Source organism: Micromonospora sp. C28SCA-DRY-2 (assembly GCF_030519475.1).
Lineage (GTDB): Bacteria > Actinomycetota > Actinomycetes > Mycobacteriales > Micromonosporaceae > Micromonospora.
In genome coordinates this window covers 535,889-554,766 of record NZ_JAUMKD010000001.1, presented here as the reverse complement: position 1 = coordinate 554,766, position 18,878 = coordinate 535,889, and the positions used below count along the sequence as shown (strand labels likewise).

Genomic DNA, 18,878 nt, shown 5'->3' with positions numbered 1-18,878 from the left:
GCCGGTGCGGCCGTGCGCAGTGCGTGCCCCCGGCCCGCCCGGCCGACGGCCCGCCCTGGACCGGCGGCCGGCGGTCAGCCGCGCAGGCGCAGCCCGCGCGGGGTGGTGCGGAAGCCGGCAGCGGTGAGCGCGTCCCGCAGCGGTGAGGCGTGCACGGCCTCGCCGTCGGCGCGCTCCACCGACATGGCCCCCAGCGCCCCGGAGTGGACCGCGTCGGCGAGCGCCTTGCCGGCCGCGGCGAGGGCGTCGGCGTCGTCGGTGAACGAGAGGATCGTCCGCCCGCCCCGCTCCACGTAGAGCACCAGGTCGCCGCCGACCAGCACGACCAGGGCACCGGCCTTGCGACCCGCCCGGTGCCCGGTGGCCGGGGCCGCCCCGTCGCCGGAGTCGACCGCCCGCTCGGGCCAGGGCAGCGCCGCGCCGTACGGGTTGGCCGGGTCGGTGGCGGCGAGCACCAGCGTCGGCCCGCCGCCGCGACCGCGCCCGCCGTCGGCCGGCTCGGCCAGCGCGCGGATCCGGTCGACCGCGCCGGGCACCGCGAACTGCGCCGCCCCCAGCCCTTCGACGAAGTAGCCCCGCCGGGCCGCGCCGCGCTCCTCCAGCGCGGAGAGCACCGGGTAGACCGCGGCGAAACCGCCGGTCACCTGCTCGGCCACCACCGCGCCCCGGGTGACCACGCCGTGCCGTTCCAGCAGCACGTCGGCCAGCGCCGCCGCCCGGCGGGTCGGGTCGGTGTCGCGCTCGGGCAGCCGGGACCACCGGCCGGCGACGGTCGGTGGGCCGCTGCGGCTCGGCAGCGCCACCCGGCCGGGGCGCCGGTAGCGGGTGCGTGGCGCGCTCGGGCGGGACCGGTGCGCGCCGCCACCGCCGAGCGCGGCGCGCAGCGGGGCGAGCGTGTCGTTGGTCAGGTGACCGGCCCAGACCAGGTCCCAGACGGCGGCGGCCAGCGCGGCGTCGTCGGTCGAGCCGACCCGGTCGGCCAGCGACCGGAAGAACAGCGCCTGCCCGTCGCCGAGCGCCTCCAGCACGGCGTCGTGCAGCGGGGTACGGGTGAGCGCCTCGTCCGGCGGCGGGAGCAGCAGCGGCGCCGCGTCCGCGTACGCCAGGGTGACCCAGCCGTCCCCGCCGGAGATCGCCCCCGAGCCGGCCCAGAGCACCTCGCCGCTGGCGCACAGCTCGTCGAGCTGGGCGGGGGAGTAGTCGGCGACCCGGCCGGGCAGCACCAGCCGCTCCAGCGCCGACGCCGGGACCGCCGCCCCCTGCAACTGCTCGACGGCGGCGGCCACCGCCTCCACGCCGCGGGCGGACGAGCCCACCTGCTGCCAGCGGGGCAGGAACGCGGCCAGCGCCCGGGGCGGCACCGGCTCGATCTCCCGGCGCAGCGCGGCGAGGGACCGGCGGCGCAGCAGGCGCAGCACCTCCGCGTCGCACCACTGGGTGCCGACGGTGTCGGGGGCGAACTCGCCGGAGACCACCCGGCCGGTGGCGGCCAGCCGGCGCAGCGCCTGCTCCACCACGAACACCCCGAGCCCGAACCGGGCCGCGCAGGTGGCGGCGGCGAACGGGCCGTGCGTGCGCGCGTAGCGGGCGACGAGGTCGCCGAGCGGGTCGGCGACCGGTTCGAGGTACGCCTCGGCGACCCCCACCGGCAGGGCCACGCCGAGCGCGTCGCGCAGCCGGCCGGCGTCCTCGACGCCCACCCACCGTTCCTCGCCGGCGATGCGGACCGACAGCACCCGGCGGGCCGCCGCCAGCTCGGTGAGCCAGTCGGCCGGCGCGCCGCGCTCGGCCAGCTCGTCGGTGCTCAGGTCGCCGACCACGCGGAGCAGCTCGACCACGTCCTCCGGGTCGCGCGGGCGGCGCTGCTCGGTCAGCCAGCGCAGCTGCCGCTCGGTCTCGGCCAGCACCGCCGGATCGAGCAGCTCGCGCAGGTCGACCCGGCCGAGCAGCTCGCCGAGCAGGGCCGAGTCCAGCGCCAGCGCGGCGGCCCGGCGCTCGGCCAGCGGGGCGTCGCCCTCGTAGAGGAAGGCGCCGACGTAGCCGAAGAGCAGCGACCGGGCGAACGGGGACGGCTGGGGCGTCTCCACCTCGACCAGCCGCACCTTCCGGGCGGCCAGGTCGCGCATCAGCTCGGCCAGCGCCGGCTGGTCGAAGACGTCCTGCAGGCACTCCCGGGCGGCCTCCAGGGTGACCGGGAAGTCGGCGTACTCGCGGGCCACGTCGAGCAGTTGGGCGGCCCGCTGGCGCTGCTGCCAGAGCGGCTGGCGGCGGCGCGGGTCGCGCCGGGGCAGCAGCAGGGACCGCGCGGCGCACTCCCGGAACCGGGCGGCGAAGAGCGCGGACGTGCCGACCGACTCCTCGACCAGTTGGGCGATCTCGTCCGGGTCGAAGACCACCACGTCGGCGCCGGGCGGTTCGTCGGCGGTGTCCGGCAGCCGGACGACGATGCCGTCGTCGGCCGGCATCACCTGGGCGTCCACCCCGTAGCGCTCGGCCAGCCGGCGCCCGATCGCCAGCGCCCACGGCCCGTTCACCCGGGCGCCGAGCACGCTGTGCACGGCCAGCCGCCAGTCGCCCAGCTCGTCGCGGAACCGCTCCACCACCACCGTGCGGTCGTCCGGCAGGGCGCGGGTGGCGGCCCGCTGCTCGCGCAGGTAGGCCATCAGGTTGCCGGCGGCCCAGTCGTCCAGCCCGCCGGCGCGCAGCGCGGCGACCGCCGTCTCGTCGTCCTGCCGCAGCAGCGCCCGCACCCGGGCGCCGATCGCCCGGCCCAGCTCCACCGGGCGACCCAGCTGGTCGCCCTTCCAGAACGGCATCTTCGCCGCCTGCCCCGGGGCCGGCGACACCAGCACCCGGTCGGGGGTGATCTCCTCGATCCGCCAGGACGAGGAGCCGAGCAGGAAGACGTCGCCGACCCGGGACTCGTAGACCATCTCCTCGTCCAGCTCGCCGACCCGCGCGGCGCGCTCGGCGCCGGCCAGGAAGACCCCGAACAGGCCCCGGTCGGGGATGGTCCCGCCGCTGGTCACCGCGAGCCGCTGCGCGCCCGGCCGGCCGGTGAGCAGGTCGGTGGAGCGGTCCCAGACCAGCCGGGGCCGCAGCTCGGCGAAGGCGGTGGACGGGTAGCGGCCGGAGAGCATGTCGAGCACCGCGTGCAGCGCCGAGTCGGGCAGCTCGGCGAAGGGCGCCGCCCGGCGGACCACGACCGCCAGGTCGCCGACCCGCCACGGCTCCAGCGCCACCATCGCCACGATCTGCTGGGCCAGCACGTCCAGCGGGTTGCGCGGGTAGTGCAGCTCCTCGATCGCCCCGCCGGCCATCCGCTCGGCCACCACCGTGCAGGAGAGCAGGTCGCCCCGGTGCTTCGGGAAGACCACGCCGCGGGACACCGCGCCCACCTGGTGGCCGGCCCGACCGACCCGTTGCAGCCCGGCGGCCACGCTCGGCGGCGCCTCGATCTGCACCACCAGGTCGACGGCGCCCATGTCGATGCCCAGCTCGAGGCTGGAGGTGGCCACCACGGCGGGCAGCTGCCCGGACTTGAGCGCCTCCTCGATCTGCTTGCGCTCCTCGCGGGAGACGCTGCCGTGGTGGGCGCGGGCGATCACCGGCGGGGCGCCGGCCACCGCGCCGGCCTGGGCCATCAGCTCGGCCGGCATCCGCCCGCCGCGCCCACCGGCGCCACCCGGCCCGCCCCCGGCGGGCCCGCCGTCGGTGGCCGCCGCCAGCTCCTCGACGGCGAGTTCGTTGAGCCGGGCGCAGAGCCGTTCGGCCGAGCGGCGGGAGTTGGTGAAGACGATGGTCGACCGGTGTGCCCGGATCAGCGCGAAGACCCGTTCCTCCACCGCCGGCCAGATCGACGCGCGGCGCGGGCCCAGCCCGCCGAGGTCGTCCTCCGGCGGCTGCTCGTGCTCGTCGAGGCGGGTCATGTCCTCCACCGGCACCTGGACGGTGACCTCGATCGTCTTGGCGGTGGGCGGGGCGACCACGTCGACCGGGCGGGCCCCGCCGAGGAACCGGGCGCAGGTGTCGACCGGCCGGACGGTGGCGCTCAGGCCGATCCGCTGGGCCGGGGCGGGCAGCAGCTCGTCGAGGCGCTCCAGGGAGAGCGCCAGGTGGGCGCCGCGCTTGGTGCCGGCCACCGCGTGCACCTCGTCGACGATCACCGTCTCGACCCCGCGCAGCGAATCCCGGGCGGCGGAGGTGAGCAGCAGGAAGAGCGACTCGGGCGTGGTGATGAGGATGTCCGGCGGGGTGCGGGCGAAGGCGCGGCGCTCGTCGGCCGGCGTGTCGCCGGTGCGCATCCCGACGGTGATGTCGGGCGGGGCGACGCCGAGCCGGGTGGCGGCCTGCCGGATGCCGGCCAGCGGAGCGCGCAGGTTGCGCTCGACGTCGACCGCCAGCGCCTTGAGCGGGCTGACGTAGAGCACCCGGCAGCGCTGCCGGGGCTCGGCCGGCGCCGGCTCGCGGGCCAGCCGGTCCAGCGACCAGAGGAACGCGGCGAGCGTCTTGCCGGAGCCGGTGGGCGCCACCACCAGGGCGTTGCGCCGGGCGGCGATCGACTGCCAGGCGCCGGTCTGCGCCGCGGTCGGGGCGGCGAAGGCGGCGCGGAACCACTCGCGGGTGGCCGGGCCGAAGCCGGCGAGCACCCCGGCCGTCTCGGGGTCGCCCGACGGCCCCGCCGCCGGGTCGACCGGACGCTCCGCCGGGCCGTCGCCACCCGCGCCGCCTCGCACCTCCGCCACGCCTCCATCCTGCCCCGGCGGTCTGACATCCCGCCCGTGCCGACCGGGGAATCTGTCCGGGTCGGGCTCTTACGCGACGGATGCGACGTTGAACGCGGTAAGTCTCAGTTAACTGCTTGCTAGTACAGCGCAACATAAAGTAACTTCACTCGCAACGCGCAGCGGGGCGGAGGGGTCGGATGGCGGTCGAGCAGCGGAGCTTCGAGCCCGGCACCGACGTGCTGATCCGCAAGGTCGACAGTCATCTCGCCGCCGTCCGCGCCGGCCTCACCGGCCCCGAGCTGGAGCTGGCCGAGCGACTCGCCGACTGCCTGCGCGAGCTGGTGGTCTCCACCGCCCAGGCCAGCGCTGCCGACCGTGGCCGGGTCCGCGCCGCTGTGCACTTCTTCGTGCTCCGCCGGGAGAGCCGCGGCCGGTTGCTCTCGGTCCGCTCGCTCACCGCCGCCCAGCGGGTGGTCAACCGGGTGGTACGCCAGCTCGGCCGCCCCGACCTGCTGGTGGAGGCGCGGTGGGACCGCCCGGCCCGGGAGCCCGCGCTGCCCGCCGCCGACGTCGCCCTCCACTGACAGCGTGGCCGGCACGGGGCGGCGGTCGGGCGGGCGATTTCCGGCAAAACCGCCCGTCGAGCGGCGAACTGGCGTCTGATCGCTCGTAGGTGCCGTCCCACCTCAGCGGTGCCCCCTGCCACCTCGACCTGGAGCGCGGGTGCTCGTACTGCTGATCCTCCACCTCCTGGCGGCCCTCGTGGCGCCGCTGCTGGTCCGGTGGTGGGGCCCGCGCGCCTGCTACGCGCTGGCGCTGGCGCCGGCCGCCGCGTTCGGCTGGGCCCTGGCCCGCACGCCAGCGGTCCGGGACGGCGGCGCGGTGGTCGAGACGTACCCCTGGGTGGGCCAGCTCGGGATGGCGCTGGCGCTGCGGCTGACCACCCTGTCCTGGCTGATGACCCTGCTGGTCGGCGGGGTCGGCGCCCTGGTGCTGGTCTACAGCGCCCGGTACTTCGGGCCCGGCTCGCTCGGGCTGGCCCGGTTCGCCGCGGTCCTGGTGGCCTTCGCCGGAGCCATGCTCGGCCTGGTCCTCGCCGACGACCTGCTGCTGCTCTACGTCTGCTGGGAACTCACCACGATCTTCTCGTACCTGCTGATCGGCCACAGCACCGAACGACGGTCCAGCCGCTGGGCGGCGGCGCAGGCGCTGACCGTGACCACCCTCGGCGGGCTCGCCATGCTGGTCGGGTTCGTCATGCTCGGCGAGCACGCCGGCAGCTACCGCTGGTCGGTGATCGCCGCCGGGCCGCTGCCCGACGGGGCTTACCTCGGCACGGCGGTGGTGCTGATCCTGGTCGGGGCGCTGGCCAAGTCGGCCGTGCTGCCGTTCAACACCTGGCTGCCGGTGGCGATGGCGGCGCCCACGCCGGTCAGCGCCTACCTGCACGCGGCGGCGATGGTGAAGGCCGGCGTCTACCTGGTCGGGCTGCTCGCGCCGGTGCTCGCCGCGGTCGGCCCGTGGCGGCCGGTGGTGCTGGTCGCCGGGCTGGCCACCCTGCTCGTCGGCGGCTGGGCGGCGCTGCGGCAGACCGACCTGAAGCTGCTGCTGGCGTACGGGACGGTCAGCCAGCTCGGGCTGCTGATGGCGGTGACCGGGGTGGGCACCCCGGACGCCGCGCTGGCCGCCGCCGCGATGCTGCTCGCGCACGCGCTGTTCAAGGCGGCGCTCTTCCTCGTCGTGGGCATCATCGACCACCGCACCGGCACCCGGGACCTCACCGAGCTGTCCGGGCTGGGCCGCGCCGCGCCACTGCTGGCCACCGTGGCGGTGCTGGCCGCGGCGTCGATGGCCGGCCTGCCCCCACTGGTCGGCTTCGTCGCCAAGGAGGCGGTGCTCGCCGCGTTCACCGACCGGCCGCTGGCGCTGGCCGTCCTGGTCGCCGGCACGGCGCTGACCGTGGCGTACAGCGCCCGGTTCGTCTGGGGCGCGTTCGCCACCCGGCCCGGGGTGCCGACCACCGACGTCGGGCGGGTGGCCCTGCCGATGCTGGCGCCGCCCGCCCTGCTGGCCGCCGCCGGGCTGGTCGCCGGTCCGGCCGCCAGCGGGCTGGACGGCCTGTTCCACCCGTACGCCGAACTCTTCGGCGGCGTCGGCGCGCACCTGGCGCTGTGGCACGGCCTGACCCCCGCGCTCGGCTACTCCGCGCTCGCGGTGGCCGGCGGCGCGCTGCTCTTCGCGCTGCGCGGCCCACTCGCCCCGGTGCTGGCCCGGGTGCGCGCCCCGGTGAACGGCAACCAGGGGTACGAGTGGGTGATCGGCCACTTCGACCGGCTCGCCGCCGACGTCACCGCCGTCACCCAGCGCGGCTCGCTGCCGCAGTACCTCGGCGTCATCCTGCTGGCGCTGGTGGCGGTCCCCGGTGGGGCGATGCTGCTCGCCCGGCCCTGGGCGACCGACGTCGCGCTCTGGTACACGCCGCTGCAACCGGTCGTGCTCCTGGTGATCACCGTGGCGGCCGTGCTCGCCGTCAACGCCCGCCGCCGGTTGACGGCCATGCTGCTGGTCGGCACCACCGGCTACGGCACCGCCATGCTCTTCGTGCTGTACGGCGCGCCGGACCTGGCGCTGACCCAGTTCCTGGTGGAGACGGCCACCATCGCGATCTTCGTGCTGGTGCTGCGCCGGCTGCCCGACCGGTTCTCGGCCCGGCCGTTGCGGCGCAGCCGGTGGGCGCGGCGGGCGATCGGGGTGGCCGCCGGCGTGGTCACCGCGGGACTGGCCCTGGTGGCCGCCGACGCCCGCCGGGCACCCCCGATCTCGGACGCCTTCCCGGAACTCGCGGTGACCGAGGGGTACGGCCGCAACGTGGTCAACGTGACCCTGGTCGACATCCGCGCCTGGGACACCATGGGCGAGCTGTCGGTGCTGGTGGTGGCGGCGACCGGGGTGGCCAGCCTGATCTTCGAGCGGTCCCGCACCGGGCCGCGCCCGCGCCGGCCGGAGCCCGCCGGCCAGCCGACCCGCCCGGACCGCCCGGTCTGGCTGCGCGGCGGGGCCAGCCTCCAGGAGCGACGCCGGTCCCTGGTGCTGGAGGTGATCACCCGGCTGCTCTTCCACACCGTGGTGCTGTTCTCGCTCTTCCTGCTCTTCTCCGGGCACAACGCGCCGGGCGGCGGGTTCTCCGGCGGTCTGGTGGCCAGCCTCGCGCTGGTGGTGCGCTACCTGGCCGGCGGCCGGTACGAACTGGCCGAGGCGGCCCCGGTCAGCGCCGGCACGGTCCTCGGCGCCGGGCTCGCCGTCTCGGTGGGCAGCGGGGTGATCGCGCTGGCCGCCGGGGGCTCGGTGCTGCAGAGCGCGAAGATCGACCTGGCGCTGCCGCTGATCGGCGAGTTCTACCTGGTCACGTCGCTCTTCTTCGACATCGGCGTCTACCTGGTGGTGGTCGGGCTGATGCTGGACATCCTGCGCAGCCTCGGCACCCAGGTGGACCGGCACATCGAGGCGGCCGGCCGCCCCGGTGGCGGGCTCGCCGTCGACCACGAGGGGGAGCGGCGGTGAGGGACGGCGCGACGGGCCCCACGCTGACCGTGGTGCTCGCCATCGGCATCCTCGTCGCCTGCGGGGTGACCCTGCTGCTGGAGCGCAGCCTGACCCGGATCCTGCTCGGCGTCATCATGCTCGGCAACGGGGTCAACCTGCTCATCCTGCTCAGCGGCCGGCCGGGCGCCCCGCCGGTGGTGGGCACCGCCCCGACCGACGCGATGAGCGGCGCCCTGGCGCAGGCGCTCGTGCTCACCGCCATCGTCATCACCTTCGGGCTGACCGCGTTCCTGCTCGCCGTCAGCTACCGCAGCTGGTACCTCACCGGCGACGACGAGGTGCCGGACGACCTGGAGGACCGGCAGGTCAGACGGCGGGCCGAGCGCGACGAACTGGTCCCGGCCGACCTCGGCGGCGAGGGCCCGGACGGCGACCCCGAGCAGGTCGACCCGGAGCCGCCGCGCCGGCCGCCGGAGCAGGACGGCGACCGGTGACCGGCCGCCCGCCGACCCCGGACCGGGGTGCCCGGTGAGCCGGCTGGTGCCGCTGCCGGTGGTGGTGCCGCTGCTCGGCGCGGCCCTGACCCTGATGCTGGCCCGCCACCCCCGGTCGCAGCGCGCCATCAGCGTGACCTGCCTGGCCACCACCCTCGCGGTGGCGGTGGTGCTGCTGGTGCAGGCGTACCGGCACGGGCCGCTGGTGACGCAGATCGGGGCGTGGCCGGCGCCGGTGGGCATCGTGCTGGTCGCCGACCAGTTGGCCGCGTTGATGCTGGTGGTCTCCGCCGCGGTCACCCTCTGCGTGCTGCTCTACTCGATCGGGCAGGGCCAGGGCGACTTCGGCGACGCCCCGCCGGTGACCATCTACCACCCCACCTACCTGGTGCTGACCGCCGGCGTGACCAACGCGTTCCTGGCCGGCGACCTGTTCAACCTCTTCGTCGGCTTCGAGATCCTGCTCGCCGCGAGCTTCGTCCTGATCACCCTCGGCGGCACCGAGGCCCGGATCCGCACCGGCTCGACGTACGTGGTGGTCAGCATCCTGTCCTCGATGCTCTTCCTGGCCGGGGTGGGCCTGGTGTACGCGGCGACCGGCACCGTCAACCTGGCCCAGCTCGCCCACCGGCTGGACGCCCTGCCGGCCGGCGTACGGCTGATGCTGGAGCTGACCCTGCTGCTCGCCTTCGGGATCAAGGCGGCGGTCTTCCCGCTGTCGGCCTGGCTGCCGGACAGCTACCCGACCGCGCCCGCGCCGGTCAGCGCGGTCTTCGCCGGCCTGCTCACCAAGGTCGGCGTGTACGCGATCATCCGGACCGAGACGCTGCTCTTCCCGGGCGGCCACGCCGGCACGCTGCTGCTGGTGGTGGCCGGGCTGACCATGATCGTCGGGATCCTGGGCGCGGTGGCCCAGTCGGACCTGAAGCGGCTCTTCTCGTTCACCCTGGTCAGCCACATCGGCTACATGATCTTCGGGGTGGCGCTGAGCAGCGTGGCCGGTCTCACCGGCGCGATCTTCTACGTGCTGCACCACATCACCATCCAGACCACGCTCTTCCTGGTGGTCGGCCTGATCCAGCTCCGGGCCGGCAGCACCGACCTGCGCCGCATCGGCGGCCTGGCGCGGGTGGCCCCGGTGCTCGCGGTGATCTTCTTCGTGCCGGCGATGAACCTGGCCGGCGTCCCGCCGTTCTCCGGGTTCCTCGGCAAGCTCAGCCTGTTCCAGGCCGGCGTGGCGGCCGGCGGCCCGCTGCCCGGCGCGCTGGTCGCGGCCGGGGCGCTGACCAGCCTGCTCACCCTCTACGTGGCCTCCCGGGTATGGAACATCGCCTTCTGGCGGGCACCCCGGCTGGCCACCGAGGAGCCGCCGACCCGGCTGCCCGGCCTGATGGTCGGGTCCACGGTCGCCCTGGTCGTCCTCGGGCTGGCGATGACGGTGGTCGCCGGCCCGCTCTTCCGGGTCACCGCCGACGCGGCCGTGGACCTGCGCCAACGCACCCCGTACGTCCGGGCCGTGCTGCCCCAGGGGGCGCCGTGAACGCGCAGCCGGCGGACCGGGCGCGGGACGTGCGCGGCCGGGTGGTCCGCTCCCGCGACCAGCTGATCGCGTACGGCTGGCTGGTGCTGATCTGGATGCTGCTCTGGGGCGACTTCTCCTGGGGCAACCTGCTGGGCGGGCTGCTGGTCGGCGGGGCGGTGCTGGTCTTCTTCCCGCTGCCGCCGGTGACCTTCGGCGGCCGGCTGCGGCCCGTTCCGCTGCTGGTCTTCGCCGTCCGCTTCGCCGGCGAGCTGGTCCGCGCGAGCCTGCACGTCGCGTGGATCGCCGTGCGGCCCGGGTTCCGGCCCCGGGGGGCGATCATCGCGGTGCGGCTGCGGGTGCGCACCGATCTGAACCTGGCACTCACCGCCGAGATCATCTCGCTGGTGCCGGGGACGCTGATCGTGGAGGTGGACCGGGACAGCGGCACCCTCTACGTGCACGTGCTCGACGTCCGCGGCCCGCAGGACCTGACCGGCAGCCGGGACCGGATCCTCGCCGTCGAGCAGCGGCTCGTCCGCGCCGTCGGCTCGCCCGCGGAGCTGCCCCTGGTGCAGTCCGAATCCGTGCCGAAGGGAGACCGATCGTGACCGCGATCCTCGCCGCCGTCCTCACCGTACTGTTCTCGATCACCGCGCTGTGCGCGCTGGTCCGGCTGTACCGGGGCCCGTCCCTGCTGGACCGGGTGATCGCCGCCGACATGCTGCTCGCCACCATGATCGGCGGGGTGGGCGCCGAGGCGGCGGTCAACCGGAACGCCACCAGCCTGCCGGTGCTGGTGGTGCTCTCGCTGCTCGGCTTCGTGGGCTCGGTGTCGCTGGTCCGCTTCGCCGTCCGGGAGGAGTCCTGATGCCCGCCACGCCCGCCGTGCCGAGGAGGGTCTGATGCTCGGCACCTTCGCCGACTGGTCGGGTGGCGCCTTCCTGGTCGCCGGCGCGCTGCTCAGCCTGGTCGCCGGGATCGGCCTGCTGCGCTTCCCGACCGTGCTGGACCGGATGCACGCCGCCACCAAGCCGCAGACGCTCGGGGTGCTGCTGCTGCTCGTCGGGTTGGCGCTGCGGCTGCGCGACCCGGAGGACCTGGGCATGGTGGCGCTGGTCGGGATCTTCCAGATGGCCACCGCCCCGGTCGCCGCGCAGATGATCGGTCGGGCCGCCTACCGGACCGGCCGGGTCGACCCCCGCCTGCTCGACGTGGACGAGCTGGCCGACCGCTGAGGCCGGGGGGTACCCCGCTGTCCGCGTCGTCCGTCGGGTGGCATCCGCCGCCGCTCGCGGGGATGCGTCCCGCGCGTCCCAATTCCGGGACTGCGGCGATTCTGCGTCTTGCCTCTTGCCGGGTTCCGGGCCCGGCGGCACTCTTCGCAGTGATGGTCATCGATCAATGACCGTCGCCCGGTCACCGCCCACCCGGCGGAACCGGACCACCCCCACCCCGGAGGACCCATGAGCTCCCGCACCCCTCGTCCCGGCTGGCTGGCCGGGCTGGCCGTCGCGGCCGCGACCGTGCTGACCGCCACCTCGGCCGCCGCCGCCCCCACCGCCCCGGCCCCCGCCGCCCCGCCCGCCGCGCTCGCCGCCGCCCCGGACATCCCGCTGGCCAACGTGAAGGCGCACCTCACCCAGCTCCAGTCCATCGCCACCGCCAACGGCGGCAACCGGGCGCACGGCCGGCCCGGCTACCTGGCCTCGGTCAACCACCTCAAGGGCCAGCTGGACGCGGCCGGGTTCACCACCACCGTGCAGTCGTTCAGCTACAACGGCGCCACCGGCTACAACCTGATCGCCGACTGGCCCGGTGGCGACCCGAACGCGGTGCTGATGACCGGGGCCCACCTGGACAGCGTCGCCGCGGGGCCGGGTATCAACGACAACGGCTCCGGCTCGGCGGCCATCCTCGAGGTCGCGCTCGCGGTGGCCCGCACCGGCTTCGCTCCCGCCAAGCACCTGCGGTTCGCCTGGTGGGGTGCGGAGGAACTGGGCCTGCGCGGCTCCCGGCACTACGTGAACACCCTGCCCACGGCGGAGCGCGCGAAGATCAGCCAGTACCTGAACTTCGACATGGTCGGCTCGCCCAACGCCGGCTACTTCGTCTACGACGGCGACAACTCCGACGGGGTGGGCTCCGGCCCCGGCCCGGCCGGCTCCGCCCAGATCGAGCAGACCATCCAGGCGTACTTCACCTCGATCGGGGTGCCGACCCGGGGCACCGACTTCGACGGCCGCAGCGACTATGGCCCGTTCATCAGCGTCGGCATCCCGGCCGGCGGCACCTTCACCGGCGCCGAGGGGATCAAGTCCAGCGCCCAGGCGTCGCTCTGGGGCGGCACCGCGGGCCAGGCGTTCGACCCCTGCTACCACCGCTCCTGCGACACCACCGCCAACATCAACGACACCGCGCTGGACCGCAACGCCGACGCGATCGCGTACACGGTCTGGACGTTGGGCGGGGCCGGCACGCCGCCGGGCAGCACGGTCTGGAGCGACACCTTCGAGACGGCGACCGGCTGGACGGCCGACCCGTCCGGCACCGACACCGCCACCCTGGGCCAGTGGGAGCGCGGCGACCCCGCGGCGACCAGCAGCTCGGGCGTGACCACCCAGTCGGGCAGCACGGTGAGCGGCAGCTACGACCTGGTCACCGGGGCGGCCGCGGGCAGCAGCGCCGGGGCGTACGACCTGGACGGCGGGGTGAGCAGCATCCGCTCGCCGGCGATCACGCTGCCGGCCAGCGGCACGCTCACCCTCTCCTTCTCCTGGTACCTGGCCCACCTGAACAACGCCACCAGCGCCGACTACCTCCGGGTGCGGGTGGTCGGCACCAGCACCGTCACCGCGCTGACCGCGACCGGCGCCGCGAGCAACCGGGCGGCGTCCTGGCAGAGCGCCACGGTCGACGTCTCGGCGCTGCGTGGCCAGACGGTGCGGATCCTGGTCGAGGCCGCCGACGCCGGCACCGCCAGCCTCGTCGAGGCGGCGGTGGACGACATGACGGTCACCCAGAGCTGAAACCGGACGGCAGGGCCCGGGATCGCCAGTACCGGGCGACCCGGGTCCTTCCGCACACCTTCAGCGGACGTACAGGTGCCGCCGATAAAATGGCGTGCATGATCGACTCCTCTGCCCAGGAGGGCAGCAGTAGCCAGCCGGGTCGTGCCCGGCGCCTGACGACCCCGACGTCCCCGGGAGCCCTGAGCGTCCCGTGTTGATCGTCGTCGGTCTCCTCTTCATCATCGTTCTCACCGCCGCCACCGGTTACTTCGTGGCCCAGGAGTTCGGCTACGTCGCCGTGGACCGAGGCAAGCTCAAGCAGCTCGCCGACGGCGGCGACCAGGCCGCCGCCCGGGCCCTGGAGGTCACCGGCCGGCTCTCCTTCATGCTCTCCGGCGCCCAGCTGGGCATCACCGTCACCGCGCTGCTGGTCGGTTACGTCGCCGAGCCGTTCCTCGGCGCCGGCCTGGCCGACCTGCTCGGCGTGGCCGGCGTCTCCCGCTCGCTGAGCCTGCCGCTCTCCGTGGCGCTGGCCCTGGTCATCGCGACAGTGGTGCAGATGGTGCTGGGCGAGTTGGCGCCGAAGAACCTGGCCATCGCCCGCGCCGAGCCGGTCGCCCGGGCGCTGGCCCGGTCCACCCTGGTCTACCTCAAGGTGGCCGGGCCGGTGATCACCCTCTTCGACCGGGCCGCGGTCCGGCTGCTCCGCCGGGTCGGCATCGAGCCGATCGAGGAGCTGCCCAGCGGGGCCACCCCGGAGGACCTGGAGCAGATCATCGCCGAGTCCCGGCAGGAGGGGCACCTCGACGTCGAGATGTCGACCCTGCTCGACCGGGGCCTCGACTTCCGCCAGCTGACCGCCGGCGAGGCCATGGTGCCGCGGGTCGACGTGCACACCGTACGGGCGAACGAGCCGGTCAGCCGGGTGGTCGAGCTGCTCGACAGCGGCCACTCCCGGTTCCCGGTGCGCGGTGCCGAGGGCGTCGACGACCTGGTCGGCGTGGTCGGGATCGCCGACGTGCTCGGCGTACCCCCGGCCCGGCGGGCGAGCACCCCGGTCGGCGCGGTGGCCGGCCCGCCGCTGCTGGTGCCGGAGACCCTGCCGCTGCCCACGGTGCTGGACCGGCTGCGGTCCGGGCACCGGCAGATGGCCTGCGTGGTCGACGAGTACGGCGGCTTCGCCGGCGTGATCACGCTGGAGGACATCGCCGAGGAGCTGGTCGGCCCGATCCGGGACGAGGACGACCCGCCGGAGCGCGCCCCGGCCCGGCAGGACGACGGGTCCTGGGTGGTGCCCGCCCGCTGGCGCATCGACGAGGTGGCCGACAGCACCGGCATCGCGCTGCCCGAGGCCCCGGAGTACGACACCCTCTCCGGCCTGGTGATGCGCGAGCTGGGCCGGGTGCCCGAGGTCGGCGACCGGCTGGAGATCAGCCTGCCCGCCGACGGCGAGGACGGCGCGGTGGAGCCGCGCGCCCTGGTCGAGGTGCTCGCGGTCGACCGGCACGTGGCCGACTCGGTCCGGCTGCGGCTGGCCGAGCCCGGCGAGCGCCGGGAGGTGTCCGCATGAGCCCCGGGGTGGCGCTGTTCAGCTCGGTGCTGCTGCTGGCGCTGAACGGCTTCTTCGTGGCCGCCGAGTTCGCCCTGGTGGCGAGCAAGCGGTACCGGCTGGAGCAGGCGGCCGCCGGTGGCGGCCGGGCGGCCCGGGCCGCCCTGGACGGGGTGCGCGAGCTGTCGCTGATGCTGGCCGGCGCCCAGTTGGGCATCACCCTGTGCACGCTGGGCCTCGGCGCGCTCGCCGAGCCGGCGATCGAGCACCTGGTCAGCCCGCTGCTGCACGCGGTCGGCCTGCCCGACGCGGCGAGCCACGCGATCGCGCTGATCTTCGCGCTGAGCCTGGTGACCTTCCTGCACCTGGTGATCGGCGAGATGGCGCCGAAGTCCTGGGCGATCACCGACGCGGAGCGCTCGGCGATGCTGCTGGCGCTGCCGTTCCGGGCCTTCGCCCGGGTCTCCCGGCCGGTGCTGTCCGCGCTGAACGCGCTCGCCAACGCGATCCTGCGGCTGTTCCGGGTGAACCCGCAGAACCAGCTCGCCCAGGTGCACGGCCCGGGCGAGCTGCGCATCCTGCTGGAGCAGTCCCGCGAGCACGGCCTGCTCGGCGCCGAGCAGCACGAGTTGCTGACCAGCATGCTGGAGCTGCAGGGCACCACCGTGGCGCAGGTGATGGAGCCGTTCGACCGGATGGTGACGGTGCGCCGGGACGACGCCGCCGACCGGATCGAGCAGGTCAGCCGGGACAGCGGGCGGTCCCGCCTGGCGGTGCTGGACGCCGCCGGCGACGTCTGCGGGCTGGTGCACGTCCGCGAGGCGGTGCGGGTCACCACCACCGGCCGGTCGGCCACCGCCGGCGACCTGATGACCGCCGCGTTCACCCTGCCGGCGTCGGCGTCGGTCACCGAGGCGGTGGCCGCGATGCGGGCCCGGCAGTCCCAGCTCGCGCTGGTCCGCAACGGTGGCGGCCCGGCCCGGCCGATCGGGTTCGTCGCGCTGGAGGACCTGCTGGAGGAGGTCATCGGCGAGTTCGACGACGAGACCGACCCGGTGCCGCGCGGGCGGCGGTTGCGGTGAGGCCGGCCGGGTAAGCCGGCTCCGGCGGCGGGGCGGTCCCGCCCGGGCGGGGGCAGCCCCCGCCCGGTCCGCCGGGACGGGGGAGCGCGGTGCGGCTGACCGGGGTGTCACCGGAGTCCGGCTGGACCGGGCTGTCCGTGCAGACCGCCCTGGCCAACCCGAGCACCCGCCCGGGGCTGCGGTTGCCCGGGCGGATCACGATCACCGCCGGCCGGTTCGACGTGCCGGTCCGGCACGTCCGCCTCGGTCTGGTCACCTCCGTCGAGCCGGACGACCCGGAGGCGCCCCGCCGCCTGGTGCAGTTCCACCAGGCGGCGGTCTCCGGCGGCTTCGTGGTGCGGGCCGGACGGGCCCGCACCATGCCGTTCACGTTCCCGATGCCCTGGGAGACGCCGGTGACCATCTTCGGCGGGGTCCCGCTGCTCAGCCTGCGGATGGGGCTGCGTACCGAGGTGGCCATCGAGCCGCAGCTCGACCAGGGGGCGATGGTCCCGGTCTTCGTCCATCCGCTGCCCACCCAGGCGCACGTCCTGGCCGCGCTGGACACGCTCGGCTTCAGCCTGCGCCAGGCCGGCCTGCTGGACGGCCGGCTGCCCGGGGTGGAGCAGACCCTGCCGCTGCACCAGCGGCTGGGTTACTGGGTGGCCCCGCTCTACGCCGGGCCGATGACCGAGCTGGAGGTGATCTTCGTGGCGAACTCGGCCGGGCTGGAGGTGATCCTCTGGCTGGACCGCCGGCTGGCCCTGGCCGGGATCACCCACCAGAGCATCAGCCGGTTCCGGGTCTGGCACGTCGGCGCGGAGCGGCGGGACTGGGTGGCGACGGTGGACGGGTGGCTGCGGCACGCGATCAACCGGCACGCCGCCGCGGCGGCGCACAGCGACTGGTCGGCCAACATCACCGAGTCCGCGCACGTCAGCCGCCCGCCGGACGAGCCGCTGCACCCGGGCTTCGGCCTCGGCGGCACGGCCGGCGGCGCCGGCATCGGCGGCGGCGGTGGCGGCGGCGACGGCACCTGAGCCGCCGCGCCGGGTTACATCGTGGCGGTGGCGAGCTTGACGCTGAAGCCGAGGAAGAGGGCGGCCACGCCGGTGGTGGCGCCGGCGGCGAGGCGGCGGCGCCGGCGGAACTGCGCCGCCAGGAACGTCCCGGCGAAGATCAGCGCGGTCAGGTAGAGCGCGCTGGTGACCTGGGCGATCAGCCCGAGCAGCAGGAAGGACAGCGCCGGCCAGGCGTACCCGGGGTCGACGAACTGGATGAAGAAGGAGATGAAGAAGAGGATCGCCTTCGGGTTGAGCAGGCTGACCACCAACGCCTTGCGGAACGGGCTGCGCAGCGCGGCCGGCTCCGCGGCGTCGATCAGCCGCGGCGTGGTCGGGTCGTTGCGGTCCCGCCAGCGCCGCCAGGCGCCGCGCAGCATGGTCAACCCCACATAGCCGAGGTACGCGGCGCCGGCGTACTTCACCACCAGGAACAGCGCCGGGTACGCCTGGAGCAGCGAGGCCACCCCGGCGGCGGAGAGGAGCATCAGCACCCCGTCGCCGACGAGCACCCCGCCCACGGCCCGGTAGCCGGCCGCCACGCCCCGCTGCGCGGCGGTGGAGAGCACGAAGAGGGTGTTGGGCCCGGGCAGCAGGATGATCGCCACGGTGCCCAGCAGGTACGTCCAGATGTCGGTGATGCCCAGCACGCCGGACATCATCACGCCACCGGTGCCGCCCGGCGAAGCCTTTCCCGGAGCGTGACCTGTGCTCCTCGCCACTCGTCGACGGTCATCGAATACTGCACGGTGTCCCGCCACGAGCCGTCGGCGCGCTGCCGGTGCATCCGCAGCACCCCCTCGCGGGTGGCGCCGAGCCGCTCGATGGCCCGCTGCGAGCGCTCGTTGCGGATGTCGGTGTGCCACACCACCCGCAGCGCGCCCAGCTCGTCGAAGGCCCGGGTGAGCAGCAGCAGCTTCGCCTCGGTGTTGATCCCGGTGCGCCACCACGGCCGGCCCAGGAAGGTGTATCCGATCGCCACCGCCCGCCGGTCCGGGTCGACCTCGTAGTAGGAGGTGGTGCCGACCACCGCGCCGGTGACCGCGCAGCGCTGCACCCACGGCACCCGCTCACCCCGGTGGTGCGCGGCCAGCGCGGCGGCGACCACCTCGGCGGTCCCGGCCGGGTCGGCCGGCATGGCGGTGCCCAGGTGCCGCCAGACGTCCGGGTCGGCGGTGGCGGTGTGCAACTCGTCGGCGTGCGCGAGGTCGAGCGGCTCCAGCACCACGTGCTCGCCGCGCAGCACCGCCGGCTCCAGCCACGGCGACCGGCCCGGCCGCAGGTACGCCGGGACCGGGGCGGTGACGCCGGCGTCCGGCTCCGGCACGCCGGCGGTCAGCCGCAGCGGCACCACGCCGGCCCAGTGCGGCAGGTCGAGGTCGGCCTCCTCGTCGCGTACGCCCCCGGTGCGCGCCCGGACCGAGACCTCGCGCAGCGGCAGCGCCAGCACGGCGGTCTCGGCCAGCTCGCGGCGGCTCGGCGGGCGGCTGTCCGCGCTGCGCCCGGCGCCGACCTTCTCCACCAGCGCGGCGAGCACGTCGGCCTTCTCCCGCTCGTCGGTGACCAGCCGGGCGGTGCCGTGCGCGACCACCGAGCGGTAGTTGGCGCTGTGGTGGAACTGGGAGCGGCCGTAGACCAGGCCGTCGAGCAGGGTGACCGCGACGCAGACCGGCAGCCCGTCGCCGCGGGCCGCGAGCAGCGGCCGGCTGCCGGTGGAGCCGTGCAGGTAGAGGGTGTCGCCGAGGCGGACGTGCAGGGTGGGCAGCACCCGCGGCTCGCCGTCCACGGCGAACCCCAGCGCGCAGTGGTACGCCTCGTCCAGCACGGCGTGCGCGGCGGCGCGGTCGTAGCTCATCCGCTCCCGGCTGCGGCTGGCGGTGGTCCGAGGGGTCGGTGGGTACATGCTCCCGCCT

Annotated in this window: 14 protein-coding genes; 11 read left to right on the top strand and 3 right to left on the bottom strand. The window is 75.4% G+C overall.

The features are described 5' to 3' along the window. Window positions 1–74 precede the first annotated feature (74 nt). Complete coding sequence (locus tag Q3W71_RS02500; RefSeq protein ID WP_302918706.1) at window positions 75–4,649, bottom strand: ATP-dependent helicase; 4,575 nt, start codon at window positions 4,647–4,649, stop codon at window positions 75–77. Between the two features lie 275 nt (window positions 4,650–4,924). Between Q3W71_RS02500 and Q3W71_RS02495 the strand changes: the two genes are divergently transcribed. The 11 genes from Q3W71_RS02495 (at window position 4,925) to Q3W71_RS02445 (ending at window position 16,944) form a co-directional block, all read left to right on the top strand. Next, window positions 4,925–5,311 carry a hypothetical protein gene (locus Q3W71_RS02495; protein ID WP_302917637.1) on the top strand — a complete coding sequence of 129 codons (387 nt, stop codon included), beginning with the start codon at window positions 4,925–4,927 and terminating at the stop codon, window positions 5,309–5,311. A gap of 139 nt (window positions 5,312–5,450) precedes the next feature. After that, on the top strand, window positions 5,451–8,288 hold the full coding sequence (locus Q3W71_RS02490; protein WP_302917636.1) for a Na+/H+ antiporter subunit A: 2,838 nt from the start codon (window positions 5,451–5,453) through the stop codon (window positions 8,286–8,288). Next, on the top strand, window positions 8,285–8,764 hold the full coding sequence (locus Q3W71_RS02485) for a Na(+)/H(+) antiporter subunit C (protein WP_302917635.1): 480 nt from the start codon (window positions 8,285–8,287) through the stop codon (window positions 8,762–8,764). Before Q3W71_RS02490 ends, Q3W71_RS02485 begins: the two co-directional genes overlap by 4 nt. Window positions 8,765–8,798: 34 nt before the next feature. Continuing rightward, complete coding sequence (locus Q3W71_RS02480; RefSeq protein ID WP_302917634.1) at window positions 8,799–10,304, top strand: Na+/H+ antiporter subunit D; 1,506 nt, start codon at window positions 8,799–8,801, stop codon at window positions 10,302–10,304. Then, the gene (locus tag Q3W71_RS02475; RefSeq protein ID WP_302917633.1) at window positions 10,301–10,894 is read left to right on the top strand and encodes a Na+/H+ antiporter subunit E; all 594 of its coding nucleotides are present in this window, start codon (window positions 10,301–10,303) and stop codon (window positions 10,892–10,894) included. Before Q3W71_RS02480 ends, Q3W71_RS02475 begins: the two co-directional genes overlap by 4 nt. After that, complete coding sequence (locus Q3W71_RS02470; protein WP_302917632.1) at window positions 10,891–11,154, top strand: monovalent cation/H+ antiporter complex subunit F; 264 nt, start codon at window positions 10,891–10,893, stop codon at window positions 11,152–11,154. Before Q3W71_RS02475 ends, Q3W71_RS02470 begins: the two co-directional genes overlap by 4 nt. Window positions 11,155–11,188: 34 nt before the next feature. Beyond that, complete coding sequence (gene mnhG, locus Q3W71_RS02465; protein WP_302917631.1) at window positions 11,189–11,521, top strand: monovalent cation/H(+) antiporter subunit G; 333 nt, start codon at window positions 11,189–11,191, stop codon at window positions 11,519–11,521. Between the two features lie 228 nt (window positions 11,522–11,749). Beyond that, a complete protein-coding gene (locus Q3W71_RS02460; protein ID WP_302917630.1) occupies window positions 11,750–13,312 on the top strand; it encodes a M20/M25/M40 family metallo-hydrolase in 1,563 nt (520 codons plus the stop codon). 193 nt (window positions 13,313–13,505) lie between these two features. Further along, window positions 13,506–14,864, top strand: a complete 1,359-nt coding sequence (locus tag Q3W71_RS02455; RefSeq protein WP_302917629.1) for a hemolysin family protein — start codon at window positions 13,506–13,508, stop codon at window positions 14,862–14,864. Further along, window positions 14,861–15,925, top strand: a complete 1,065-nt coding sequence (locus Q3W71_RS02450) for a hemolysin family protein (RefSeq protein WP_302917628.1) — start codon at window positions 14,861–14,863, stop codon at window positions 15,923–15,925. Before Q3W71_RS02455 ends, Q3W71_RS02450 begins: the two co-directional genes overlap by 4 nt. Before the next feature lie 89 nt (window positions 15,926–16,014). After that, window positions 16,015–16,944, top strand: a complete 930-nt coding sequence (locus Q3W71_RS02445; RefSeq protein ID WP_302917627.1) for a sporulation protein — start codon at window positions 16,015–16,017, stop codon at window positions 16,942–16,944. A gap of 14 nt (window positions 16,945–16,958) precedes the next feature. Here Q3W71_RS02445 and leuE read toward each other — a convergent pair whose 3' ends face one another. Together leuE and Q3W71_RS02435 are read right to left on the bottom strand one after the other, a co-directional pair. Next, window positions 16,959–17,627 carry a leucine efflux protein LeuE gene (gene leuE / locus Q3W71_RS02440; RefSeq protein ID WP_302917626.1) on the bottom strand — a complete coding sequence of 223 codons (669 nt, stop codon included), beginning with the start codon at window positions 17,625–17,627 and terminating at the stop codon, window positions 16,959–16,961. Further along, the gene (locus tag Q3W71_RS02435; RefSeq protein WP_302917625.1) at window positions 17,627–18,868 is read right to left on the bottom strand and encodes a bifunctional pyridoxamine 5'-phosphate oxidase family protein/GNAT family N-acetyltransferase; all 1,242 of its coding nucleotides are present in this window, start codon (window positions 18,866–18,868) and stop codon (window positions 17,627–17,629) included. The genes leuE and Q3W71_RS02435 overlap by 1 nt, the downstream gene beginning before the upstream one ends. Window positions 18,869–18,878 lie beyond the last annotated feature (10 nt).

Bases quoted from the DNA above. Each gene is read 5' to 3' on its own strand.
- Q3W71_RS02495 (WP_302917637.1), top strand. From the start codon at position 4,925: ATGGCGGTCGAGCAGCGGAGCTTCGAGCCCGGCACCGACGTGCTGATC.
- mnhG (WP_302917631.1), top strand. From the start codon at position 11,189: ATGCTCGGCACCTTCGCCGACTGGTCGGGTGGCGCCTTCCTGGTCGCC.
- Q3W71_RS02460 (WP_302917630.1), top strand. From the start codon at position 11,750: ATGAGCTCCCGCACCCCTCGTCCCGGCTGGCTGGCCGGGCTGGCCGTC.
- Q3W71_RS02450 (WP_302917628.1), top strand. From the start codon at position 14,861: ATGAGCCCCGGGGTGGCGCTGTTCAGCTCGGTGCTGCTGCTGGCGCTG.
- leuE (WP_302917626.1), bottom strand. From the start codon at position 17,627: ATGATGTCCGGCGTGCTGGGCATCACCGACATCTGGACGTACCTGCTG.
- Q3W71_RS02435 (WP_302917625.1), bottom strand. From the start codon at position 18,868: ATGTACCCACCGACCCCTCGGACCACCGCCAGCCGCAGCCGGGAGCGG.